The following is a 23,848-nucleotide window of genomic DNA, read 5'->3' on the forward strand; positions in this document are numbered from 1 at the left end:
ACCCCCGCCCCCCAGGCCGACCTCCCACGCTGAGACAGAACCTTGTGCCTGAGACAGACGGGTACAACGTTCTGTCTCAGGCGTAACCCCCTGCCTCAGCGGCCGCGGGGCGTGGTGAGCGCCGCGGGGCCGGTCGCGTCAGCGGCGCCGGCGGCGGCGGCCGACCACCACGAGCGCGCCCGGCGGCAGCACGACGTCCGGGTCCAGCCGTGGCGGCACCGCGTTCAGGAAGATCGCGAAGACCGGCGGGCGCCGCTGGGCGAGTTCGAGCCGGCCGCCGTCGGCGGTGACGAGCGTGCGGGCCAGGCCGAGCCCGAGGCCGGTGCCCTTGCCGGAGGTGACGTGCCGGTCGAAGATCTTCGGCGCCAGCTCGTCGCTGACCCCCGGACCGTCGTCGGCGACCTCGATCACCACACCGGTCTCGGAGCCGTCCCTGGTCGGGCGGACCCGGACCGCGGTCGTACCGGCACCGTACTTGAGCGAGTTCTCCAGCAGGGTCGAGAGCACTTGGGCGAGCGCACCCGGGGTGGCGAGCACGGCAGCCGCGCCCGGGTCGCCGAACGTGAGCGGGCGCCGGGCCCGCTTGAACGTGGGCCCCCACTCCTCCTGCTGCTGCGCGAAGATGTCGGCGACGTGCAGGGCCTCGGTGGTGCCGCCGTCGGCCTTGCGGGCGGCCTTGAGCAGGTCGTCCACGACGTGTACCAGGCGCTCCACCTGGTCGAGCGAGATCCGCGCTTCCTCCCGCACCTCCTCGTCCTCGGAGAGCATCTGGATCTCTTCGAGTCGCATCGAGAGCGCGGTGAGCGGCGTCCGCAGCTGGTGACTGACGTTCGCGGCGAACTGGCGCTCGGCGGCGATCCGGCCGGCGAGTCGGTCACTGGTGCGACTGAGCTCGGCGGCGACCAGGTCGATCTCCTCGACGCCGGACGTCTCCATCCGGGGGCGCACCTGCCCGGATCCGATCTGCTCGGCGGAGGCGGCCAGGTAGATCAGCGGAGCCGCGAGCCGGCGGGCCTGCCACACCGCCACCAGCGCGGCCACCCCGAACGCGATGACGGAGGCGGCGAGGACCAGCATCACCACCTGGGCGCCGCGCCAGAACAACGAGGAGGCGGCGATCGCGATCTCCACCCGAGCGCCCGAGGGGGTGTTCTGCGAGACGGAGTACGTATTGCCGTCGATCTCCGGGCCCGCGCTGAAGACGGTACCGTCCACGTCCGTGACCGTGATCCGCACGGCCGGGATCCCGGATTCATCGTCGACGACGACCCAGCGCTCCAGCATCTCGTCGTCGAGCGGCGTCTCGAACGCGATCCGGGTCTCCACCGCGCGCGAGACCGACTGGGTCCGCAGCCTCATATTCTGATCGATGCTCTCGCGGACCATCAGGACCCCGAAGATCGACATCGGGACACCGAGCAGGAGCACCGCGACGGTGACCGCCGCGATGGTCGCGGTCAGGACACGTCTTCGCAGGTCAGTGCTCCCCGTTCTCGAATCGGAAGCCCATGCCCCGCACGGTGGAGATGTACCGGGGGGCGTTGGCGTCGTCGCCGAGCTTGCGGCGCAGCCAGGACACGTGCATGTCCAGGGTCTTCGTGGAACCGGTCGGGTCCGAGGCCCAGACCTCGCGCATCAGCGAGTCCCGGGAGACCACCGCGCCGGCCTCCCGCACGAGCACCCGGAGCAGCTCGAACTCCTTGGCGGTCAGCTGGAGCTCCCGCTCGCCCTGGAACGCCCGGTGCGCGGCGATGTCGACCCGGACGTCCTGGGAGGCGATCTCGTCCTCCTCGCCGCCCTCGCTCCCGGCCCGGCGCAGCAGCGCCCGCACCCGGGCGAGCAGCTCGGCCAGCCGGAACGGCTTGGTCACGTAGTCGTCGGCACCGGCATCGAGGCCCACCACCAGGTCGACCTCGTCGGCGCGCGCGGTGAGCACCAGGATCGGCGTGGTCAGACCCTGGTTGCGGACCCACCGGGCCACGTCGAGTCCGTCCATGTCGGGCAGGCCGAGGTCGAGCACGAACAGGTCGGCCTGAGCCGCCTCGTCGATCGCTCCGCGTCCGGTGCCGTGCACGGAGACCGTGTAGCCCTCGCGAGTCAGAGCCCTCGCCAACGGCTCGGCAATGGCCGGGTCATCTTCTGCTAATAGAACTCGGGTCACTCGCCCATGCTAATGCCACGAACTGGCGAAGCGCTCATTGTGCCTCCTCGGATGTGGCGTGCCGCGCCAGCCGGACCGGCCTGACCTCACCAAGCCCGTGCACGTCGACGGGCTGCAACTCCTCGAACGAGAACATCGACGCGCCGTCCATGCCCTCCAGCAGCGCGGCGCTGACGTCGTCCATCAGGATCGAGGCCGGCCCGGCGAGGTCGCTGAGCCTGGACGCGAGGTTCACGACTGGGCCGAACACGTCCCCGGACCGGGACAGCACCCGGCCCCACACCACCGAGCCCCGGATCGGCAGGCCGCGCGCGTCCATCACGTCGAGCAGGCCGGTCGCGACCATCGCGCCGGTCTCGAGGTCGTCGGCGACGAACAGCACGGCGTCCCCGATCGTCTTGACCACCCGCGCCCCGTGCGCCGCGATGACGTCCCTGGCCCCGGACTCGAACACCTGCATCAGCGACGAGAGCTCGGTGGGCGCGAGCCGGGCCGCTCGGGAGGTGTAGGAGATGATGTCGATGAAGCCGATCGCGCGCTCCAGTGGGAGCCGGTCTGTCGTGGCGGTGTCCTTGCTGAGGGCAACGTCCTTGTCCATCCGGGCCAGCAGCGCCGCGAGCTGACGGCGCCACACGTAGCCCAGCTGGTCGCGCAGCACCGGGCCGATCACGGCCAGCCGGTCGAGGACCACGAGGCGGGCGCTGGTGTCGTCGAGGTGGTACCGGTGCCGGGCATCGGCGACGAGCGACTCGACCTGCCACAGCACCAGCCGGTCCATCGAGTGGCCCTGCGCCCGCACCAGGTCCTGCGCGGTGTCCAGGTTCACGGCGTCGGTGAGGACCAGGTTCACGATCGCCTTGAGACCGTCGACGTCCACCTGGGTGAAGTGCTTGACGCCCTCCGGCACGTCGGCGAATCCGAGGGAGCGCCAGTAGACCCGCAGCACCTGGGTGGGGATCCCGACGGCTGCCGCCATCTCCTCGACGTCGAGCGTCGGCGGACCGCCCAGCAGCCGTTCCTCCTGGTCGCGGATCGTCGATCGCTCCGCGCGCGGCTCGGTGGACTCAGTCACGACTCGAGGTTATCGCCTCACCCCAGGCGTACATGCGCGACGTCCCCGGCGTGCACGTGGCGCACTCCGGCGTCGGTTCGCACCACGAGTGCACCATCGTCCGCGAGGCCGGTCGCCTCGCCGTGGATGGCCGGCCCGGTGGGCAGCTCCACGCGCACCTCGGCACCGAGGCTCACCACGTGAGGCCCGACGGCGGAGCGTGGGTCCGCGGTGATGGCCGGGTCGGCGAGCACGTGCGCGAGCGACGCGACGATCCGCGCGGCCAGCGTCTGCGCGTCGGTCTCGATCCCGACCTCGGCGAGGGTCCCGGCCCACGGCACCGGTAGCGACGCACCGGCGAGGTTCACACCGATGCCGAGCACCACGCCGGAGCCGTCCGGGAGTACCTCCGCGAGGAGCCCACCTACCTTGCGGAGCCGGTGCCAGTCAGGCAGGTCCTGCCCACCCCCCGTGTGCACCAGGTCGTTGGGCCACTTCAAGGCGAGTCGGACACCCGGCGCGCCGCCGGCCACCGGCGCGGGCATCGCCCGCAACACCGCGACACCGGCGAGCAGCGGCAGCCACGACCATTGCTCACGGGGCCGGTCCGGGCGCAGCACCACCGAGAACGTGAGCGCCGCGTGGGCATCGGTGTCCCAGGTCCGGCCGGTCCGGCCACGGCCGCCCCGCTGGTGCCGGGCCAGGATCCCGGACAGATGCGGCCACGCGTCGGGCTCGGCCGTCGCGGCGCGGAGCAGGTCGGCGTTCGTGGAGCCGGTCGACTCGACGATCCTCAGGTACGGCTTGGTCATCCGCCCAGCGTGCCATTGGAGGTGGCCGGGCGCCGAGCCACCCACGGCGTTGCGCCACTGACCCGGCAGACGGATCAGTGGCGCAACGCTGCGGACGCAGTTGTCGTTCGTCCGGTCACGCCGAGATGTCTGTAGTCGGTGGCAGGCTCTGCCAGCGCAGGATCGATCGGGGATCGGGCGAGCTGGGGGGCGACGATGGAGTCGGTGCAGGAACGGGCCGCGTGGGTGGCCGAGGGTGTCGAGGTCTGGAAGGCGCGGGCCTCGGCGAGTTCGCAGCGGGCGCACCCGGACATGCGGTGAGCGACCGGAAAGGCGGTGAGCGCACCCACCCGGCTGGCTCGCGGGGGCGATCCGATGGTGCTAGACCCGATCCATGACTGCGCGTTCGACGCTCGAGGACGTACACCCGCTGGACGCGGGGCCCAGATCCGTACTGATGCGCCGGTTCGGCACAGCTGCGCTGGCGCTGGTCCTGCTCGCCGCCCTGGGTGGGTTCCTCGGCGACCGCGAGTCGACCACCTCCGCGCAGGCCCAGGGCTACACCCTCACGGTGACTTCGGCCGCCGCCGCGCGGCCGGGTCAGGACGTGCCGTGGCGGGTCCGGGTGCACAGTCCCGAGGGCTTCGGCCCGGAGCTCACGATCGCCGTCACGGCCGCCTACCTCGAGATCTACGAGACCCAGGGGTTCCACCCGGAACCGAGTGCGACCACGCGCGACGGTGAGTGGCTCTACCTGACCTTCGACACGCCGTCGGGCACCACGTTCGTGCTCGACTACGACGCCTACATCCAGCCGAACGCGGACGTCGGCCGCAGCGGCGCGGTGGCGCTCGTCCTGGACGACGCCCGGGTCGCCGAGGTGCCGATCCGCACCGTCCTGTTCCCCTGAAGCCTCGTTCCGCTCTAGCACCGGCAAGGAGCCGCCCGAGATGGACATCGTGATCCGCGCCGCCGTCGTCTTCCTGTTCCTGTGGTTCATCACCCGGGTGGTGGGACGCTCGACGCTCGGCGAGCTGAGCTCGTTCCAACTCATCGTGTTCATCACCATGGGCGACCTCGTGCAGCAGGCCGTGACCCAGCAGGACTACTCGGTGACCGCCGCGGTGCTCGCCGTGGGCACGTTCGCGATCCTGACGATCGCGATCTCCTGGGTGAACGCACGGTGGCGGCCGGCCGCGCGGATCACCCACGGGCTCCCCGTCGTGGTGTTCGCCGACGGTGAGCCCGCGCTGCCGGTGATGCGGCGGGAGCGACTCAGCCTCGACGACTTCATGGCCGCCGCACGCGGGCAGGGGATCACATCGTTCGCCCAGATCCGGCTGGCCGTGCTTGAGACGAACGGCCAGCTCTCGTTCATCACGGCCGAGGGACCCGAGGCCGGCGCACCCGAGGAGCCAAAACCCGGCTGAGACCGCACACCCGCACCCGACTTGTAGGAATGGCACAACCAACCCGGCATCCGCCACGTCGACTCCCCGAAACGCATTGGCGAACTGCGACAACTACAGTGCCTGATGTGACTTCTTCCGACGCCCCCGATCTGACCACCACCGCCGGCAAGATCGCCGATCTCGATGCGCGCAACGAGCAGGGACCGCGATCCCTGGCGGCCGTCGCGGCCGACAAGCAGGCGGCCCGGGGCAAACGTTCCGCACGGGAACGTATCGAGGGCCTGCTCGACGAGGCAAGCTTCGTCGAGCTGGACGCCTTCGCGACCCACCGCTCCAGCAACTTCGGACTCGACAAGAAGAAGATCCCGGGCGACGGCGTCGTGGTCGGGTACGGCACCATCGACGGCCGCCAGGTGTGCATCTACTCCCAGGACTTCTCCGTGTTCGGCGGGTCCCTGGGCGAGGTGCACGGTCAGAAGATCACGAAGGTGATGGACCTCGCCCTGCGCACCGGGGTCCCGCTGATCGGGATCTCCGACGGCGGTGGCGCCCGGATCCAGGAGGGCGTCGCGGCGCTGACCCAGTTCGCCGAGATCTTCCGCCGTAACGTCGCAGCGTCCGGGGTGATCCCGCAGATCTCCCTGATCCTCGGCCCGAGCGCCGGCGGCGCCGTGTACTCGCCCGCGCTCACCGACTTCATCGTGATGGCGGACCAGACCTCCAACATGTTCATCACAGGCCCGGACGTGATCCGCGCGGTCACCGGCGAGGACGTCGGCTTCGAGGAACTCGGTGGCGCACACACCCACAACGAGCGGTCCGGGGTGGCCCACTACCTCGCCGCCGACGAGGACGACGCCTACGACTACGTCAAGTCGCTGCTGCACTACCTGCCCACGAACAACCTGACCGACCCCGAGACGTACCCGATCGAGGCGGACCTCGAGGTCAGCGACGCCGACCTCGAGCTGGACGCCCTGATCCCGGACTCGGACAACCAGCCCTACGACATGCGCACCGTCATCGAGCACGTGCTCGACGACGGGGAGTTCCTCGAGGTCCAGGCCCTGTACGCGCGCAACGTGATCATCGGGTTCGGGCACGTCGAGGGCCACCCCGTCGGGATCGTGGCCAACCAGCCACAGACCATGGCCGGCACGCTGGACATCAACGCCGCCGAGAAGGCCGCCCGGTTCGTGCGCACCTGCGACGCGTTCAACATCCCGGTGCTGACGTTCGTGGACGTGCCCGGGTTCCTGCCCGGCACCGACCAGGAATGGAACGGCATCATCCGTCGCGGCGCGAAGCTGATCTTCGCCTACGCCGAGGCCACCGTCCCGCTGATCACCGTGATCACCCGCAAGGCCTACGGCGGCGCCTACATCGTGATGGGCTCCAAGCAACTCGGCGCGGACATCAACCTGGCCTGGCCCACGGCGCAGATCGCCGTCATGGGCGCCAGCGGCGCCGTGAACATCCTCCAGCGCGGCGCGCTGAAGAAGGTGGCCGAGAGCGGCGGCGACGTCGAGGCCGAACGCGCCCGGCTGGTCGCCGAGTACGAGGAGGCGATCGTGAACCCGTGGGACGCCGCGCAGCGCGGCTACGTCGACGCCGTCATCGAGCCGTCCCAGACCCGCGCGCAGATCGTGCGCGGACTGCGGGCGCTGCGGACGAAACGGGCATCGCTGCCCGCCAAGAAGCACGGGAACATCCCGCTATGAGCACGCCGAACGGGAACGGGAACGGCACCTACTCCGCCGGCGGCGAGGTGCCCGACGACGTGGTCCGGGTCATGCGCGGCGAGCCCGATGACGTCGAGCTGGCCGCCCTGGTCGCCGGGATCCTAGCCGCCCGCGCGGGCACACCGGACGACATCGACGACGGCACCCACACCTCGGTGTGGCGCGACCAGGGTCATCGCCTCGGCCTGCCGGTCCGACCCGGCCGCGCGGCCTGGCGTTGGAGTTCATACAAGGCCTGACCGAGCCCGTCCGGGTCGACGCCGCTCAGACCCCGAACGCGGCGAGGAACGACTGCGCCAAACTGATCCGACGGGCCCGGTCGTCCGGGCCCGTGCCGTCCGGCGCGGAGACCACCACGCGGGAGCCGTCGGAGGCCACCGTCACGGGGGCGTCCACGCGCCCGACCAGCTCACCGAGCAGGAACGCCACCACGGGCGTCACCAGCTGGAGATCGCCCGGCGCCACCATCAGGGTCACCTTCGCGGGCAGTCCCGGACCCGAGTGCAGGGTCATGCCCCGGCCGCCGACGATGCCCGGGAACGGCTCCCAGCGATCGAAACCGCGATCGGCGTTCACCCCGGCCGCAAAGGCGGGCAGCGGAGCGCGGGCGGCCAGCACCACGAGTTCGCGCCGCGCTTGCCCGTAGGCGTTGACCCGGTGCAACGGCTCCTCGCTGCGCCAGGACTCGACGCGCGCGTCGCGCCCGTCGAACCGGCCGGCCATCGCCCGACGCGGCCCCACCAGCCGGTGCCCACGCGGAAGTGCGAGCGGCACGAGCAGCGGATCGACCGCCTCCTGCGTCTGCACACGCCAACCGTTCGCCTGCGCCCAGGCCGACCACTCGCCGTCGTACACCTGCTCCTCAGCGTCGGCTCGCGTCTCGGCGACCCGGGCGTACAGCATGGCACCGGCGCCGAACGCGACGAACAGCAGCACCACGACGATGATCGTGGTCCAGGGCTGCCCCAGCCGGCCAAGCACGCCCGTGGCGGCCAGCAGCACCAGGATCAGGACCGGTGCCACGACGGCACCCAGCACGATCGGCAGACCGCGCCGGGTCCGATCGTGTTGTGGGCGCCCCGAGGGCGTCGGCGCAGGGGCCCGGGACCGACTCATTCGGATGCGTCGTCGAAGACCCGCTGCGGCAGGCCGTTCCGGTACGTGCTCTGCAGCGACTCCCGCAGCTCCGGGGAATCCGCGAGCTCGTCCGCGGCGATCTCCTCGACCTGGGCCGCGAGAGCACGCAGGGCGTCGTCGTGCGCCCGCATCAGGCCACGGTTCAGGGCCAGGGGCGAGGAGCGGGTGGCGGCCTCGGTGAACTCGACGTCCTGGATCAGGCCCGTCGAGTCGATCACGACCTTGACGTCACGCTGCGGCGACCACGACTCGATCCGCACGCCGCCCAGGCGCGCGTTGGCACCCTGCATGGCGGACGCTCGTGTGGTTGCGATCTCCGTGAGCGCCTCGAGCTTGCTCAGCGACTCCTCATAGCCGGCTTGCCAGGACATCAGTTCGTCGCTCCCTGGTACCCGGCGTTGCCAAGCCCGGCGATGCCCGGGATGGCATCGCCGAACTGCGGACCGCCCGGCATGTTGAGGATCCCCTCGAGCTTCTTCAGCGACGGGACCAGTTCGGTGAGAGCGCCGTCGAGCTTCTGGACGAGTGCGGCGAACTTCTCGATGGCCTCGGTGACCTTCTGGATCCAGTCCGCGGCCCTGGTGCTCCACTTCGCGATCGCAGCCGAGGCCTGCGCCCCGATCCAGGCCAGGCCGATGCCGACCGTGGCCAGGCACTCGACCACCCAGGAGATGAGCTTGCCGACCAGGTCCGCGATCAGGTCCCGCACGATCGCGCGGACGGCGGCGACGATGCCGCTCGCGATGGCGAACCCGACGCTCAGGCCGGTCGCCACGCCCGCCATCGAGGAGATGGTGCCGCTGGTGACGTTCGCGACCTCACGGTAGGTGTCGGCGGTCAGACCGACCCACGGGGCCAGTGCGGCGTCGACCGCGCCATCGAAGTCCGCGGCGACCGTGGTGAGGTGACCCGAGATGTTGGACCAGGTGTCCGCGATCGCCGTGACCTCGGCCGGGTCGCCGGCCAGGCTGTCGAGGAACTCCGGAAGGGGCGGCATGTAGTCGAGGAGGAAGCCGGCGACGCTCGAGACGAGCGTGGCGATCGGGTCGAGGACCGCATCCGCGAGGTCCGTGACGCCGCCGGCCAGACCGAACAGGGCACCCGCCCAGTTCCCGTTCTGGACCGACGTCACGGTCTGGTCGATCGGGCCGACGATCTTGAGGCTCTTGTACCACTCGCCCAGCTCGGGTCGGTCGTTGACGACGGGCGCTACCAGCTCGCTCACAGTGACTCGACGAACTTCGTCAGGCGGCCGGCCGTGGCCTGGTCGACGGCGTCGTAGTTGTCCGCGATGGACGTCAGTGTGTTGCCGAGCCCGCCGACGACGGCTTGGCTCCCAGCGATCCCGACGAGCCCGAGACCCTGCACGGCGTTCGCGGGGAGCGTCAGGAAACTGCACAGGATCCCGAACGCATGGGGGCCCATGGTCAACGCGTCCCCAGCCGCCGAGGTGGCGTCCCCGATCCGCGCGGCCAGCCCGCTCACGTCCGTCGCGTGCGCGCGCACCGCGTCCGTGTCGACCTCGAGGTCGAATCCCATGTCTCACAGCCTCCCGTTGATGATGTCGTCCAGCGCATCGATCGTGGAGGTGTCCGCCAGCATGCTCGGGTCCGGCCGGCGGGGCGTCACCCCACCGGTGAGATCGCGGCGCGCGGCAGCCAGGGCGCTCAGCATGTTCTCGCGCAGTTCCTCGGGGGTGAGATCGACGATCTGCGGTCCGAACTGCGCATCGACCAGCAGGCCCTGGCGATCGACCGTCGTCTGCACGATGCCGTCGTCCGACTCACCGATCCCCCGGTCCGGAAGATCCTCACCGGCGAGGGCCGTTGCCTTCGCCTGCGCATCCTCGAGCTGGGCCCGGATCCGGGCGCGGACCGCTTCGAGCAGGTCGGACTGTGACTCCACCGTACGAGGATGCATGACCGGGCTGGGCACCTCCAAACGGCCGTCATGGGGAGAAGTGCCCCGTGCACGTCCGACGAGATTGCTGGATGGGCCATCTAGATAAACGCTTGTTCTTCTACATCATGGACGAAACGACCACAGAGAGTTTAGGGTGATCCCACGAGCATCGAAGCTCACCGCCCGAGGGAGGGCGGCATCACACTCGGGGGTACCGCCATGCGCGTCCGTCCAGTCCTCACGTCGACGACCACACTCGCCCTGGTCCTTGCCATGCTCACGCTGACACCGGTGACCGACGTCGCCACCGCCGTCGGGCGTGACGATGCGGACCCACCTCCAGTGGAACCGGCACCGCAGGTCCCACCCGGCTACGCGCTCGCCTGGGCGGACGAGTTCGACGGCACCCAGGCCGATGGGACCGGGCTCGACACCTCGGCCTGGTACTACCGCGAGGGTGAGAAGGCCGAGTGCATGAACCGGCCCGAGAACGTCTCGGTCGCCGACGGGCTGATGCACATCGCCCTGGTGGCCGACGACAGCTTCGGTCCCGACTACACCTGCGGCGGCGTGATCTCGCAGGAGTGGTTCGGCTACGGCTACTACGAGACCCGCGCGCAGCTCTGGGGCGATCAGGGCTTCCACTCTGCGTTCTGGACGACCGGGCTGTCCGACGCGATGCCGGACACCCCGGACTACCGCGGCCCGAACAACCGGATCAACGAGATCGACGGGTTCGAGATCGACTCGCACGCGCCCGAGGTGATCGCGCACCACTCGCACTGGTTCGTCCCGCATCACGTGGGCAACCAGGGCGGCCTGTACACCGGCCCGGACTCCTCCGACGGCTACCACACCTACGGCTTCGAGTGGCTGCCGGACCAGATCCGATACTTCGTCGACGGCGAGCTGGCGCGGGTCCAGCCGTTCTCGGGCCCGCACGGGTTGCAGAGCGTCTGGCTCACCACGCTGGGGTACACCGCCCCGGTCGACGAGACGAACCTCCCGGGCGAGACGACCTGGGACTACTTCCGCTACTACGCGCCGACCGCGGACCCGAACGGCGCCACCCCGGGCAGCGTGGTCGTGGACAACGGCGACCCCGGCTACTCCGAACAGGGCGACTGGGAGGACTCCGACACGGTCACCCGCGGCAACCAGGAGGCCTTCGGCTTCCAGGACCGCGAGACCCGACGCGCCCTGTCGGCGGACGCCTCCGCCACCTGGGTCCCAGACCTGACCGAGGCCGGGTCCCACGAGGTGCTGGCCTGGAACCCCAGTTTCCTTTCCACGGGCACCACGGCCGCGCACTTCTCCGTCACCCACGACGGCGGGACCTCCGACGTGGTGATCGATCAGTCCACCGCGGGACAGCAGTGGGTCAGCCTCGGCTCCTACACCTTCACCCCGGGCACGGGGCAGGGCGTCCAGGTGGTCGCGGACGCCGAGGGTGCGGGCACGCTGCGCACGGACGCAGTCATGTTCACCCCGGCCGTCGTCGTCGACGACGGTGGCCCGGGCTACACCGAGACCGGCAACTGGGCCTCCTCCGCGGCCGTGACCGGATGGCTCGACTCGGCGACCAGGTTCGCCAGCGACTCGGCCTCCACCGCCCGCTGGACGCCGACGCTGACGGACGGCGGGACGTACGCCGTCTACGCCTGGACACCCTCGCACGAGCTGAACACCGCCGTCGCCCCGTACACGGTCACCGACACCACGGGCGCCACCGAAGTCGAGGTGACCAGTGTCGACCGTTGGGCACCGCTCGGCACCTACACGTTCGACGCCGGCACCAGCGGCTTCGTGGAACTGAGCAAGTCGTACGGAACCCCCGGATACGTTCGAGGCGACGCGGTGCGGTTCGTCCCGGTGCCCACCCCGGACACCACCGCCCCAAGTGCCCCACTTCGCCTCGACGGTGAGATCGAGGCGGATCCCGGCAACGGCGACCTCGCGCTCACGTGGCAGTGGCAGGCAAGTACGGCGGCGGACCTGGTCGGCTACCACGTCTACCTCGACGGTCAGCGCGTGAACGGCAACCCGGTGCACCGGACCTCGTTCACGATGAACGAGATGCGGGCCGGCACGACCGTCATGCTCACCGTGACCGCCGTCGATGCCACCGGCAACGAGTCGGCGCCGTCGCGGCCGGCCCGGGTCCGGATCCCCAGCGATTCCCTCGCCCCGGCGGCCCCCGCGGACCTCGTCGGCGAGGCGGCGAACGAGCGAGGCATCCTGTACTGGTCGCAGAACCACGAGGTCGACCTGCTCGGCTACAACGTCTACGTGGACGGCGCCCTCGCCAACCCGGACGGTCCGGTGGGCCACCCGGCGAACCCGGACTTCCCGCGGCTCGGGTACTCGCTCGACGGGCTCTCGAACAACGTCGAGCACGCCATCGAGGTGCGCGCCGTCGACCTGTCCGGCAACGAGTCCGCGGCCGCTACCGTTTCGATCACGCCGCTGGCGATGACCATCATCACCCCGTCGGATCCGGGCTACAGCGAGCAGGGCACCTGGACACCGTCGAGCGTGCCGGGATGGTTGAGCGCACGCACCCGGACCACGAACGTGACCAGCGCAACCGCGACGTGGACGCCGGACCTGACCGTGGCAGGTGAGTACGACGTGTGGGTGTGGGTGCCGAACCACGCCAACAGCACCGTCGGCGCCCGCTACACGGTCTCCTTCTCGGGCGGCACCGACGTCGTCGACATCGACCAGACCACCGGCGGCAGCCGCTGGATCCTGCTCGGACGGTACCCGTTCGAGGCGGGCACCGACGGGACCGTGGTCGTCTCCAACGGAGCCGTCGCGAACTACCTGCGCACCAGCGCAGCGAAGTTCATCCCGGTCGAGTAGCGGGCGTCTCCGGCGAACGCAACCGGTCGCCGTCGGGCGGGCCTTCAGTTTTAAGGCACGCCCGACGGCGGCCGCCGAGCGCGGGCGCCGGGTAGCGTGAGGCCTCATGACCGCTGCCCCCACCCCGCGCACCTCGACGCCGACCGACGCCATCGCAGACGCCTTCGTCGACACCATCGCCGGACTGAGCCCCATCGCCGCGACCTCGATGGGCATCACCGGCCACGACCACCTGCTCGACGACTTCTCCCCGGCCGGCGACCAGGCCCGGGTGGCGGCCGCCCGGAAGGTGCTCGCCGACCTGGCGGACGTCGACCCGGTCGATGACATCGACCGCATCACGCAGTCCGCCATGCGGGAGCGTCAAGGGCTGCTCATCGAACTCGCCGAGGCGAACGAGCACCTTGCCGACCTCAACGTGATCGCTTCGCCGGTGCAGGGGATCCGCGAGGTCTTCGACCTCATGCCCACCGACACGGCCACGGACTGGGAGACCATCGCCGAGCGGATGCACGCCGTGCCCGCCGCCGTCGACGGGTACATCGAGTCGCTGCGACTGGCCGCGTCCCGAGGCCTCGTCGCGGCGATCCGCCAGGTGGAGGAGTGCGTCAAGGAGGCCGACGACCTCGCCGGGGACGCCTCGTTCTGGACCACGTTCGCGACCGGCGCCACGCCCGACGGCGTCGCACCCGCGAGCACACTCGCCGGCCACCTCGCCGACGGCGCTGAGCAGGCCCGGACCGCCTACGGCACGCTCGCCTCAGCGCTGCGCGAACTGTCCGAGCAGGCACCGGAGGACGACGCCGTCGGGCGGGAGCGCTACGCGCGCTTCTCGCGCCGCTTCCTCGGCGCCGCCATCGACCTCGACGAGACGTACGAATGGGGTCTGGCCGAACTCGCCCGGATCGTCGCCGAACAGGAGCACGTGGCCGCCCAGATCGGCGGTCCGGGCACGGCCATCCGGGACGCCATGGCCACGCTGAGCGCCGATCCCGCCCGCAAGCTCCACGGCACGGACGCCCTGCGGGAGTGGATGCAGACCACCTCCGACGCCGCCCTCGACGCCCTCGCCGACACCCAGTTCGACATCCCCGAGCCGGTTCGTCGGTTGGAGTGCCGCATCGCGCCGACGCAGTCCGGCGGCATCTACTACACCGGCCCGAGCGAGGACTTCTCCCGGCCGGGCCGGATGTGGTGGTCCGTGCCCGCGGGCGTGACCGAGTTCGACACCTGGGTCGAGAAGACCACGGTCTACCACGAGGGCGTGCCCGGTCATCACCTGCAGGTCGGCCAGACGGTCTACCGCTCCGCCCTGCTGAACCGCTGGCGCCGGATGGCCTGCTGGGTCAGCGGACATGGCGAGGGCTGGGCCCTGTACGCCGAGCGGCTGATGGCCGATCTCGGCTTCCTCGACGACCCGGGCGACCGCATGGGGATGCTCGACGGGCAGCGGCTGCGGGCCGCACGCGTGGTCATCGACCTCGGCGTGCACCTCGGCAAGCCGTGCCCGGACGAGTGGGGCGGCGGCATCTGGAACGCCGAGAAGGCGTGGCCGTTCCTGACGGCGAACGCCAACATGGCCGAGGGCTTCCTGCGGTTCGAGCTCAACCGGTACCTCGGCTGGCCCGGGCAGGCGCCCGCCTACAAGGTGGGCCAGCGGCTCTGGGAGCAGATCCGGGACGAGACGGCGGCCCGCGAGGGTGCCGACTTCGACCTGAAGGCGTTCCACCGGCGCGCCCTGGACGTCGGCTCCGTCGGGCTGGACACCCTGCGCGAGGCGCTGGCGTGACCCAGTCCGGCGGTGGGCCGGACGCCACGCCCGACGGCGGTGTGGCCCCGTCGGGCGGCGAGCCCGTCGTGATCGCGGTGTACTACCCGACGGCGGAGGGGTTCGACACACCGCCGGCGGCGGCGGACCTGCAGGACTCCGGTCCGCGGGCCTCCGTCGCGGTCAGGCTGGTGTGGCTGGGTGCCGTTCTGCTCATCCTCGGCGTGATCCTCGCGATCCTGGAGGTCCCCGGCCCTCCCGTCCTCGTGGCCGTGGGACTGGTCGCCGGACTCCTCGCGTTTCGGTTCAGGCGGGCGGAGCGGAAGGTGGCAGCCCGGGAGAAGGCCTGGCTGGCCGGCTGGCCCCGGCTGGTGGAGGACCCCCGGTACACGGTCGGCCGAGTGAGCGACCTGACGCTGAAGGAGGGGGACAAGCGGGGCTTCGGCATCGAGGGATCGGTGACCTACCGCGACGGCGCCGGCATCGAACACGTCGTCATGATCCCGGGCGGATACGTGACCCGTGCCGGTGGCGTGGAGCCGCCGGCCCTGTACGCACCCGTGGTGGTCTGGCACAGCCCGGACCACTCGGTGGTGCTGCTGCGGTTCTCGACTGCGCTCGCTGCCTGACCGCGCGAACGGTACCCCGGCTGCCTTCACCGCGACTGTGTCGCACCGACCGCCGCCGTTGCACCGGCACCCGAGATCCGTGCCCGAGCCGCCGCCACGATCGCGTCCACAGTCTGCGCCCACGGCGTCGGCGTGAGGGCGAATACCTCGGTGGTCTCCTCGTGCGAGGCGACGAACGGTTCGTCGAACTGGTAGAGCATCTCGACGATCTCCCGCATCTGCGGCTGCACCATCCCCACCGCACGCAGCGCCAGCCGTGGGATCCGTGAGACCCGCGCGCCGGGCGCACCAGAGGCCTTCGCGACGTCATCGGCCACCTGCCGGATCGATCGCGCGGGCGCGCTCGGCACATGCCAGGCACGGCCCCAGGCGCGTTCGTCCTCCGCCAGGGTCACGATGGTGCGGGCGATGTCGTCGACCGCGGTCCAGGTGTGCGGGGCGTCCGGATCGCCGACGACGGCGGCGCGCTTGCCCTGCAGGACCGGGTCGACCAGGCGCGGGCCGGCGTGGGCACCTTCGGTGGAGACCACCTGCGGGCCGACGTAGTCCGAGGCACGAAGTTCCAGGGTCCGGATCCGGCCCGACTCGTGTGCCTGGACCAGGTCCGCCCACATCCGGGCCCGGACGGCACCCTTGCGGGTGGGCGGGTCGATGGGGGTGCGGGCCGTCATCGGGCTCGAGCCCGCCGGGTAGAGGTAGAAGTTGCCGGCGACCGCCAGCACGGCGCCGCTCGACTCGGCGGCCGCCATGATCGCCCGGTGGATGGGCGGCCAGCCGGTCGCCCACTGGGCGTACGGCAGGTTGACGGCGTTGACGATCACGGACGCGCCGGCCACCACCTCGTCGAGCGAACCGGCGGAGATGTCGATCGCGACGCGGTCGATCCCGGGGGTCCGCGGTCCGGTTCCGGACCGCGTAACGACAGTGACCCGATCACCCCGGTCGGCGAAGAGGCGGGCGGTGGTCGCACCGATTGGTCCGGCGCCGAGGACAACGATCTGAGCCATGATTCCTCCAGATTGTGAACAGTGTTCTCTGTTGCGAACAGTGTTCACCCGAGTAGGGTGATGTGTCAAGAACACTGTTCACACTTTCGACCGGAAGCAGCCAACGCCGATGCAGCACGATCCTTCCGACCCCCGCGGCACGACGGCACGCGAGCGAGCCCGTGGGGCGATGATCGATGACGTCATCACCGTGGCTCGCCGCCAGCTCGGGGAGGTCGGTGCGGCCGGACTGTCGGTGCGGTCGGTCACCCGGGAACTCGGCATCTCGCCGTCCGCCGTGTACCGGTACTTCGCGAGCCGGGACCACATCCTCACCGCCCTGCTCGTCGAGGGCTACTCACGCCTCGGTGCGGCCGTCACCGAGGCCGATGACGCACTCCCCCCGGACCGGGTCACCAGCCGCTGGCACCGGGTCTGGCACAGCACCAGGGACTGGGCGGTGGCCCACCCGCACGAGTACGCGCTGCTGTACGGCACCCCCGTGATCGGGTACGCCGCACCGCCGGAAACGGTCGAGCCGGCCACCCGTGTGGTGGTCCGCCTCGCCGAGATCCTCTTCCACGCCGCCCGGCGAGGGCTGCTCACCGAGCGCCTCGACCTCAGCGACCCGGCGCCGACGGCGGGCCTACAGGCGGACGCGGAGGCCCTCATGGTGACGATCCAGGGCCTCGGCGTGGCGGTCCCGGACGGCCTGGACCCGGCCGACCCCCTGCGGGTGGTGAACGCCTGGAGCGAGTTGTTCGGGGCCATCTCGTTCGAGCTGTTCGGTCACTACGTCCGCAGCATCACCCGCCACGCCGAGCATCTCGACACGCTCGCCGCCGCCTCCGCCCGTCAGGTCGGCCTGCCCGAGCAGGACTGAGACGCACGGTCGACGGCGGTGGCTCGCCCGGCCGCTACCCTCACCGGGTGAGCACGCTGCTTCTTGCCTCCGCGTCACCGGCCCGCGCCGCAACCCTGCGCGCCGCCGGAGTCGAGCCCCTGATCCGCGTTGCCGACCTCGACGAGGAGGCGATCCTGGCCGATCACGCCCGGTCCCGGCCGGCCGGCCGGCCCGCTGCCACCGTGGCCGAGGCCGTCCTGATCCTCGCCCGTGCGAAGGCCGAGCACGTCGCGCGGGCGTCCGGCGCAACCACCACCGCCGGCCGGCCGGACGCGACCCTCGGTTGCGACTCCCTGCTCGAACTCGACGGCCGGGCGCTGGGCAAGCCCGGCACGGCCGAGCGTGCGATGCGTCGCTGGCAGCTGATGCGCGGCCGCACCGGCGTCCTGCACACGGGCCACTGGCTGATCGGCTCGGACGGACGCAGCGTCGGGAAGGTCTCGAGCACCACCGTCCACTTCGCCGACATCTCCGATGCCGAGATCGAGGCCTACGTGGGTACTGGCGAGCCGCTCCGGGTGGCCGGCGCCTTCACGATCGACGGGCGCGGGGCAGCCTTCGTCACCGGGATCGAGGGCGACCACCACGGCGTCGTCGGGATCAGCCTGCCGTTGCTGCGGACGATGCTGGCCGAGCTCGGGCTGGCCTGGACGGACTTCTGGGCGTAGTGCCGGATCCGGACCTTGCGTTTGTACCTCTTGCACTACTCCGTCCGCGAGCCGGGGCACAACCTACGGCTCCGTTTGTGGGGACCACACAAACGAGTCGGAGGCTGGTTGGGTCGAAGGACAGACTTCCGGACACACGTGGGTCGCAATTGGGCACACGGCTGCAGCAGGACTAGCGTGAACCGACGTTGGTGCGCCGGAGGGCGGCGACCGGCGCGACCACAGGCGTAGCGACGGCGCGCCGACCGAGCGAGGAGAGTGCATGTCGACCAGCGCGGCGACCACCACCCAGATCCAACCGCTGCGCAAGGTGCTCATCGCCAACCGTGGTGAGATCGCGGTCCGCGTGGCCCGTGCATGTCGGGACGCCGGCATCGCGTCCGTCGGCGTGTACGCCGACTCCGACCGCGACGCCCAGCACGTCCTGCTCACCGACGAGGCTTTCGCGCTGCACGGGGTCCGCGCCGCCGAGACCTACCTCGACTCGGCCAAGATCCTCGACGTGGCCCGCCGGTCCGGTGCGGACGCGATCCACCCCGGGTACGGCTTCCTCTCCGAGAACCCCGACTTCGCCCGCGCCGTGATCGCCGCCGGACTGACCTGGATCGGCCCACCCCCGGCCGCGATCGACGCCCTCGGGGACAAGGTCAGCGCTCGTCACATCGCCCAGCGGGCCGGCGCGCCGCTCGTGGCCGGCACCCCCGACCCGGTGGCCGACGCCAGCGAGGTGCACGCCTTCGCTGCCGAGCATGGCCTCCCGGTCGCGATCAAGGCGGCGTTCGGCGGCGGCGGCCGCGGCCTGAAGGTGGCCCGAACCGTCGAGGAGATCGACGAGCAGTTCGAGTCCGCAGTCCGTGAGGCCACCGCCGCCTTCGGTCGCGGCGAGTGCTTCGTCGAGCGGTTCCTCGACCGTCCCCGGCACGTCGAGACCCAGTGCCTGGCCGACGATCACGGCACCGTCGTGGTGGTCTCCACCCGGGACTGCACCCTCCAGCGCCGCCACCAGAAACTGGTCGAGGAGGCTCCCGCGCCGTTCCTCACCCCCGAGCAGGACGCCGAGCTCCGGCGGGCGTCCATCGACATCCTCCGCGAGGCCGGTTACCGCGGCGCCGGCACCTGCGAGTTCCTCATCGGCACCGACGGCACAATCTCGTTCCTCGAGGTGAACACCCGCCTGCAGGTCGAGCACTGCGTGACCGAGGAGATCTCCGGCATAGACCTCGTCCGCGAGCAGTTCCGGATCGCGGCCGGCGAGCCGCTGGGCTACACCGAGGTGAGCACCCGCGGCCACTCGTTCGAGTTCCGCATCAACGGCGAGGACCCGTTCGGTAACTTCCTGCCCTCCCCCGGCACCATCAACACGCTCCGCTGGCCCAGCGGGCCGGGCGTGCGGGTGGACTCGGGGGTGGTCGGCGGTGACGTCATCTCCGGCGCGTTCGACTCCATGCTGGCCAAGGTGATCGTCACCGGCGCGACGCGGACCGAAGCCCTGCAGCGTGCGCGCCGGGCCATCGCCGAGACCGAGGTCACCGGCATCCCCACGGTTCTGCCGTTCTTCCGCGCCGTGCTCGCCGATGGTGACTTCGCGGCGGACCGCGTCGAGGACTTCCGCGTGCACACCACCTGGATCGAGAGCGAGTTCGCCGAGCGCCTCAACTCGCAGACCGACGGCGACCGCCCGGTACCCGCGGCACCGACAGCACCGGCTCCGACCGAGGCAGCCACCGAGCGCGTCGTCGTCGAGGTGGGTGGCAAACGGCTCGAGGTGGTGTTGCCCGCCGGCCTCAGCCTCGGCGGAGGCAGTCGCGCGCGCGCCCCGAAGCGTCCGCCGCGCCGGGCGTCGAGCCGCGCGAGCAGCGCGGTCGGTACGGGCGGCAACGCCCTCGCCAGCCCGATGCAGGGCACGATCGTGAAGGTCGCGGTGGCCGACGGCGAGATCATCAACGAGGGCGACCTCGTCGTGGTCCTCGAGGCGATGAAGATGGAGCAGCCGCTGGTCGCCCACCGTGCCGGCCGGGTGCACGGCCTCACGGCCGCGGTCGGCCAGACCGTGGGCTCCGGCACGGTGATCTGCCAGATCGACACGCTCGACGACAGCGCCTGACCTGCCCCGGGGAGCACCTGTTGCCCGAGCGCTGAGACGCACGGGCGGCCGCGGGCCATCGCCATAGGCTGGCCGGGTGACTCACGCGCTGAACCCTGACGGCCGCCGCGCCCACGGACCCGCCGACGCGTGGGTCGAGTGCGGCTGCGGGCAGCGCCACTGGGGCACGGCCGGCGCCGCAGGACTGCTCCTGGCCGACGGCGGCGCCTCCTCGGGCGGGCCGCCCACCCGGGTCGTACTGCAGTTCCGGGCCGCCTGGTCCCACCACGGCGGCACCTGGGGTGTGCCGGGTGGAGCCCTGGACCCCGACGAGGACTCGCTGACCGGGGCGCTGCGTGAGGCCGAGGAGGAGGCCGGGATCGCACCGGCCGCCGTCGCTCCCCTGGCCGCCTCGGTGCTCCGTCACCCGGACTGGTCCTACACCACCGTGCTGGGCCGGGCAATCGCCCCGGTCGACCCGGCCCCCACGGACGCCGAGAGTGCGGACGTCGCCTGGGTCGACCTCGACGACGTCACCGACCGGGAGCTGCTGCCGGCCTTCGCGGATGCCTGGCCGAGCCTGGCGCCACTGCTTCGGTCCCGGCCGGTCCTCGTGGTGGACGCCGCGAACGTGGTCGGCTCCCGTCCGGACGGCTGGTGGCGGGACCGGGCCGGGGCCGCCGAGCGCCTCGCCCGGGAGCTGTCGGTGCAGGCCGCCCTGGGTGTGCCCGCCGAGCTGCTCGGCCTACCGGCCGACCACTGGTGGCCCGACGTCGTGATGGTGGTCGAGGGCGCCGCGCGTGGCGTGGCGATCGCGACGGATCACGAGGGCACCGCGGCACCAGGCTCCGGCCCGATGCTCCCGGTGGTGCGGATCGTCGACGCCCCCGGCTCGGGAGACGACGAGATCGTCCGCCATGCCGAGGCGGCCCGGGCGACGTCGCCCGCCCTGCCCGGCACCCCGGCCGTCACGGTGGTCACCTCCGACCGCGAGTTGCGCGAGCGGGTGAGCGCGGCCGGCGCACGGTGGGTCGGCGTGTCCGCGCTGCGCGCGGTGCTCGACGCCGCCGAGTGAGCCCGCCCGGGCCCTGAACCAAGGCGTCGACCCGGGCAGTCGACGGCCGCGGTGTTCGAGAGCCGATTCCGCCGACCGAGAGACTTCGTATCCCGGGGCCGCTCCCCCGTAGGCTGACCCCATGACTGCACGCACCGCCTGGGGAATCGGACTGGCCACCCTGACCGGAAGTGGCCAGGTCCTGGATGTCTGGTATCCGGCGCCGGGCCTCGGCCCGACGCCCGCACAGAGCTCGGGCCCGTACGGGGTGCCGGCGAACCTCGCGGCGCTCGCGGTGATCGACCCGGACCGCGGCACCCGCCAGGTGATCCGGCACGTGACCACCGATCTGGACGCTCCGCCGTCGGACACCGCGGACGCCTACCTGCGCCTGCATCTGCTCTCGCACCGGCTCGTGGAGCCGAACACGATCAACCTGGACGGCATCTTCGGGGTCCTGCCGAACGTCGTCTGGACCTCGGCCGGCCCGTGCGCGGTCGACGACTTCGAACAGACCCGGCTCCGGCTGCGCGCTGCCACGAAGGGCGCGCACATCCAGGTCTACGGCGTGGACAAGTTCCCCCGGATGACCGACTACGTGCTGCCCACCGGCGTGCGGATCGCGGACGCGGACCGGGTCCGGCTCGGCGCCCACCTGGCCGAGGGCACCACGGTGATGCACGAGGGGTTCGTGAACTTCAACGCGGGCACCCTCGGCACCTCGATGGTCGAGGGGCGCATCTCCCAGGGCGTCGTGGTCGGCGAGGGAACGGACATCGGTGGCGGCGCCTCGATCATGGGCACGCTCTCCGGGGGCGGCTCCGTGCGGGTGTCCATCGGCGCCCGGTGCCTGCTCGGCGCGAACGCCGGGCTCGGGATCTCCCTCGGCGACGACTGCATCATCGAGGCCGGGCTGTACGTCACCGCGGGCACGAAGGTGACCCTGATCGATGAGACCGCCGACGCTGCCGGCTCCGCCCGACGGATCGTCAGCGCCCGCGAGTTGTCCGGCACCTCCAACCTGCTGTTCCGGCGCAACTCCACCACCGGCGCGGTCGAGGCCTTCGAGCGCTCGGGCTCCGGCATCGCCCTCAACGCCGCGCTGCACGCGCAGTAGGGCCGGCGGTGCCGCAACGCCGTCGAGGCCGCCCCTGGCGGGCCGCCCTGGTCGTCCTGGTCACCCTCGGGCTGACCATCGGCGCCGTGAACGTCGTGCAGACCCTGCTGCGTACCCCGACATCGCCGCTGGTGCAGCGCTGCATCGCCACCGATGGGCAGGAGTCGGTCGCACTCGACCCCGAGCAGGCGGCCCACGCGGCACTGATCTCCGCGATCGCCACCGAACGTGGCCTGCCGGCACGCGCCGTCACCATCGGGCTGGCCACCGCCATGCAGGAGTCCCGACTCGCCAACCTCGACTACGGCGACCGGGACTCGCTCGGGCTCTTCCAGCAGCGTCCCTCCCAGGGCTGGGGCACGGTCGAGCAGGTGACCGACCCGGTCTACGCCACGAACGCCTTCTATGACGCGCTCGTCCGCGTGCCCGACTACGAGAACCTCGAGATCACGGTCGCCGCGCAGGAGGTGCAGCGCTCGGGGTTCCCGGACGCATACGCCCAGCACGAGCAGCTCGCGCGGCTGTTCGCGTCCTCGCTGACCGGGCACTCCCCCGCCGCGCTGGTGTGCCGGCTTGCCGAGCCCGACGCAGCCACGACCGCGGCGCTGCCCGCGACGCTGACGACCCGGGTCGCACGGGACCTGCCCAGCGTCGTCATGGTCGCCTCCGGCACCGACCACCTGCTCTCGGTCCAGGCTCTGACGCCCGACGGCGGAGCGGATTCCCCGGACCTGCTCGCCTGGGCGGTGGCCCAGTGGGCCGTCGCGACCGCCCACGAGACCGGCGTCGGTGAGGTGGTCGTGGCCGGGCAGCACTGGGTCCGAGCGGACGGCGGCCGGGCCGCCTGGGCGCCGCTGCCCGACGGCGCCGTCGGCGTCGACGACCCGGTGGGTACCGTCCGCCTCCGGTAGCCCCGGCGCCCGCAGGCCTGGTCGGCGCGGCCCGCGCGGGCCTGGTGAAGCCCCTGTGCGCCAACCGACCTGGGACCGGTAGCCGCTGCCCCGTCGCCAGGATCGGGGCATGAACCACATGCTGAAGAAGATCCTCATCCTCGGCGGCGTGATCGTGGCGCTCGCGCTGGCCCTCCTCGTCGTCATCGGCGTCTGGGGCGATCAGTTCTTCGAGGCCCTGCCCACGTCGGCCCGCCCGGACCGCCGGCTCGCCTGGGTCGCGATCCCGGTCGTGATCGCCTTGTTCGGCACCGTGCTGAGCGGGCCACTCAAGCGCTGGCTCGTGCGGGACGAGAGCGGCACCGTCGGCCCGGGCATCACTGCGCTGGACGAGTACCTGGTGGCCAGGGGTCTCGTCACCGCGAGCGATCTGGACGTCTCCCGCCGGGGCGTGCGCACGTCCGCGCTGGTGACGGCGGCCACGCCGACCGGGCAGGTCCGTGACGGGCACACCCAGCTTCAGCTCGACGTTCTGGTGGCCCGTCCGGACGGCTCCCGGTACCCGGTCACGCAACGGCTCTTCGTGCCGGCGTCGCAACTGCCGCGGGTGCACGTCGGGTCCCGGGTGGCGACGTTCGTCCTACCCGAGGACGAACAGCTGATCAGCGTCGGACTGGCGGTCTGAGTC

At 71.5% G+C, this 23,848-nt stretch carries 24 protein-coding genes; 14 read left to right on the forward strand and 10 right to left on the reverse strand.

What is annotated here, in order from left to right:
* Positions 1–138: 138 nt before the first annotated feature.
* From HALOF300_RS09850 to HALOF300_RS09865, 4 genes are all read right to left on the reverse strand, one after another.
* Positions 139–1,407, reverse strand: coding sequence for an ATP-binding protein (locus HALOF300_RS09850; protein ID WP_331716220.1), 1,269 nt, complete (start codon positions 1,405–1,407; stop codon positions 139–141).
* Between the two features lie 70 nt (positions 1,408–1,477).
* A complete protein-coding gene (locus tag HALOF300_RS09855; protein ID WP_154795249.1) occupies positions 1,478–2,161 on the reverse strand; it encodes a response regulator transcription factor in 684 nt (227 codons plus the stop codon).
* A gap of 34 nt (positions 2,162–2,195) precedes the next feature.
* Positions 2,196–3,233, reverse strand: coding sequence for an adenylate/guanylate cyclase domain-containing protein (locus HALOF300_RS09860; protein WP_156740791.1), 1,038 nt, complete (start codon positions 3,231–3,233; stop codon positions 2,196–2,198).
* Positions 3,234–3,250: 17 nt separating this feature from the next.
* Positions 3,251–4,024, reverse strand: coding sequence for a biotin--[acetyl-CoA-carboxylase] ligase (locus tag HALOF300_RS09865; protein WP_156740792.1), 774 nt, complete (start codon positions 4,022–4,024; stop codon positions 3,251–3,253).
* Positions 4,025–4,397: 373 nt separating this feature from the next.
* On the opposite strand from HALOF300_RS09865, the gene HALOF300_RS09870 reads away from it, so the two are divergent.
* The 4 genes from HALOF300_RS09870 to HALOF300_RS09885 are packed head-to-tail and all read left to right on the forward strand — an operon-like array spanning position 4,398 to position 7,396.
* Complete coding sequence (locus tag HALOF300_RS09870) at positions 4,398–4,913, forward strand: hypothetical protein (RefSeq protein ID WP_156740793.1); 516 nt, start codon at positions 4,398–4,400, stop codon at positions 4,911–4,913.
* 40 nt (positions 4,914–4,953) lie between these two features.
* Positions 4,954–5,433, forward strand: a complete 480-nt coding sequence (locus HALOF300_RS09875; protein WP_156740794.1) for a DUF421 domain-containing protein — start codon at positions 4,954–4,956, stop codon at positions 5,431–5,433.
* Between the two features lie 29 nt (positions 5,434–5,462).
* Positions 5,463–7,136 carry an acyl-CoA carboxylase subunit beta gene (locus HALOF300_RS09880; protein WP_156740795.1) on the forward strand — a complete coding sequence of 558 codons (1,674 nt, stop codon included), beginning with the start codon at positions 5,463–5,465 and terminating at the stop codon, positions 7,134–7,136.
* Positions 7,133–7,396, forward strand: a complete 264-nt coding sequence (locus HALOF300_RS09885) for an acyl-CoA carboxylase subunit epsilon (RefSeq protein ID WP_156740796.1) — start codon at positions 7,133–7,135, stop codon at positions 7,394–7,396. Before HALOF300_RS09880 ends, HALOF300_RS09885 begins: the two co-directional genes overlap by 4 nt.
* Positions 7,397–7,421: 25 nt before the next feature.
* Here the strand turns inward: HALOF300_RS09885 and HALOF300_RS09890 are convergent, their stop codons facing one another.
* The 5 genes from HALOF300_RS09890 to HALOF300_RS09910 all read right to left on the reverse strand — a co-directional run bounded on the left by HALOF300_RS09890 (position 7,422) and on the right by HALOF300_RS09910 (position 10,199).
* Positions 7,422–8,180, reverse strand: a complete 759-nt coding sequence (locus tag HALOF300_RS09890) for a hypothetical protein (protein ID WP_156740797.1) — start codon at positions 8,178–8,180, stop codon at positions 7,422–7,424.
* Positions 8,181–8,269: 89 nt separating this feature from the next.
* Positions 8,270–8,665, reverse strand: coding sequence for a YbaB/EbfC family nucleoid-associated protein (locus tag HALOF300_RS09895; RefSeq protein ID WP_156740798.1), 396 nt, complete (start codon positions 8,663–8,665; stop codon positions 8,270–8,272).
* Positions 8,665–9,519 carry a WXG100 family type VII secretion target gene (locus HALOF300_RS09900; protein WP_156740799.1) on the reverse strand — a complete coding sequence of 285 codons (855 nt, stop codon included), beginning with the start codon at positions 9,517–9,519 and terminating at the stop codon, positions 8,665–8,667. The genes HALOF300_RS09895 and HALOF300_RS09900 overlap by 1 nt, the downstream gene beginning before the upstream one ends.
* Entirely contained in the window at positions 9,516–9,833 is a 318-nt protein-coding gene (locus tag HALOF300_RS09905) for a type VII secretion target (RefSeq protein ID WP_156740800.1), read from the reverse strand. The genes HALOF300_RS09900 and HALOF300_RS09905 overlap by 4 nt, the downstream gene beginning before the upstream one ends.
* Before the next feature lie 3 nt (positions 9,834–9,836).
* On the reverse strand, positions 9,837–10,199 hold the full coding sequence (locus tag HALOF300_RS09910) for a hypothetical protein (RefSeq protein ID WP_156740801.1): 363 nt from the start codon (positions 10,197–10,199) through the stop codon (positions 9,837–9,839).
* A 216-nt stretch (positions 10,200–10,415) separates the two neighbouring features.
* Here HALOF300_RS09910 and HALOF300_RS09915 point away from each other — a divergent pair, with 216 nt between their 5' ends.
* The 3 genes from HALOF300_RS09915 (at position 10,416) to HALOF300_RS09925 (ending at position 15,458) form a co-directional block, all read left to right on the forward strand.
* The gene (locus HALOF300_RS09915) at positions 10,416–13,061 is read left to right on the forward strand and encodes a golvesin C-terminal-like domain-containing protein (RefSeq protein WP_156740802.1); all 2,646 of its coding nucleotides are present in this window, start codon (positions 10,416–10,418) and stop codon (positions 13,059–13,061) included.
* A gap of 106 nt (positions 13,062–13,167) precedes the next feature.
* The gene (locus HALOF300_RS09920; RefSeq protein WP_156740803.1) at positions 13,168–14,850 is read left to right on the forward strand and encodes a DUF885 domain-containing protein; all 1,683 of its coding nucleotides are present in this window, start codon (positions 13,168–13,170) and stop codon (positions 14,848–14,850) included.
* Positions 14,847–15,458: a hypothetical protein gene (locus HALOF300_RS09925; protein ID WP_156740804.1), complete on the forward strand. Its 612-nt coding sequence runs from the start codon at positions 14,847–14,849 to the stop codon at positions 15,456–15,458. The genes HALOF300_RS09920 and HALOF300_RS09925 overlap by 4 nt, the downstream gene beginning before the upstream one ends.
* 26 nt (positions 15,459–15,484) lie before the next feature.
* On the opposite strand, the gene HALOF300_RS09930 is transcribed toward HALOF300_RS09925, so the two are convergent.
* Positions 15,485–16,465 (reverse strand): NAD-dependent epimerase/dehydratase family protein, encoded by a 981-nt coding sequence (locus HALOF300_RS09930; protein ID WP_156740805.1) that lies wholly within the window; start codon positions 16,463–16,465, stop codon positions 15,485–15,487.
* Between the two features lie 109 nt (positions 16,466–16,574).
* Here HALOF300_RS09930 and HALOF300_RS09935 point away from each other — a divergent pair, with 109 nt between their 5' ends.
* The 7 genes from HALOF300_RS09935 (at position 16,575) to HALOF300_RS09965 (ending at position 23,845) form a co-directional block, all read left to right on the forward strand.
* The gene (locus HALOF300_RS09935) at positions 16,575–17,327 is read left to right on the forward strand and encodes a TetR/AcrR family transcriptional regulator (protein WP_156740806.1); all 753 of its coding nucleotides are present in this window, start codon (positions 16,575–16,577) and stop codon (positions 17,325–17,327) included.
* Positions 17,328–17,374: 47 nt separating this feature from the next.
* On the forward strand, positions 17,375–18,016 hold the full coding sequence (locus HALOF300_RS09940) for a Maf family protein (RefSeq protein ID WP_156740807.1): 642 nt from the start codon (positions 17,375–17,377) through the stop codon (positions 18,014–18,016).
* Between the two features lie 262 nt (positions 18,017–18,278).
* Entirely contained in the window at positions 18,279–20,120 is a 1,842-nt protein-coding gene (locus HALOF300_RS09945) for an acetyl/propionyl/methylcrotonyl-CoA carboxylase subunit alpha (protein ID WP_156740808.1), read from the forward strand.
* Positions 20,121–20,196: 76 nt separating this feature from the next.
* The gene (locus HALOF300_RS09950; RefSeq protein WP_156740809.1) at positions 20,197–21,174 is read left to right on the forward strand and encodes an NUDIX hydrolase; all 978 of its coding nucleotides are present in this window, start codon (positions 20,197–20,199) and stop codon (positions 21,172–21,174) included.
* A gap of 121 nt (positions 21,175–21,295) precedes the next feature.
* Positions 21,296–22,270, forward strand: a complete 975-nt coding sequence (gene dapD, locus HALOF300_RS09955) for a 2,3,4,5-tetrahydropyridine-2,6-dicarboxylate N-succinyltransferase (RefSeq protein ID WP_156740810.1) — start codon at positions 21,296–21,298, stop codon at positions 22,268–22,270.
* A gap of 8 nt (positions 22,271–22,278) precedes the next feature.
* Entirely contained in the window at positions 22,279–23,181 is a 903-nt protein-coding gene (locus HALOF300_RS09960; protein ID WP_156740811.1) for a hypothetical protein, read from the forward strand.
* A gap of 109 nt (positions 23,182–23,290) precedes the next feature.
* Entirely contained in the window at positions 23,291–23,845 is a 555-nt protein-coding gene (locus HALOF300_RS09965) for a hypothetical protein (protein WP_156740812.1), read from the forward strand.
* The last annotated feature ends 3 nt before the right edge of the window (positions 23,846–23,848 follow it).

It is taken from the genome of Occultella aeris (genome assembly GCF_902703175.1).
Classification (GTDB): Bacteria; Actinomycetota; Actinomycetes; order Actinomycetales; family Beutenbergiaceae; genus Occultella; species Occultella aeris.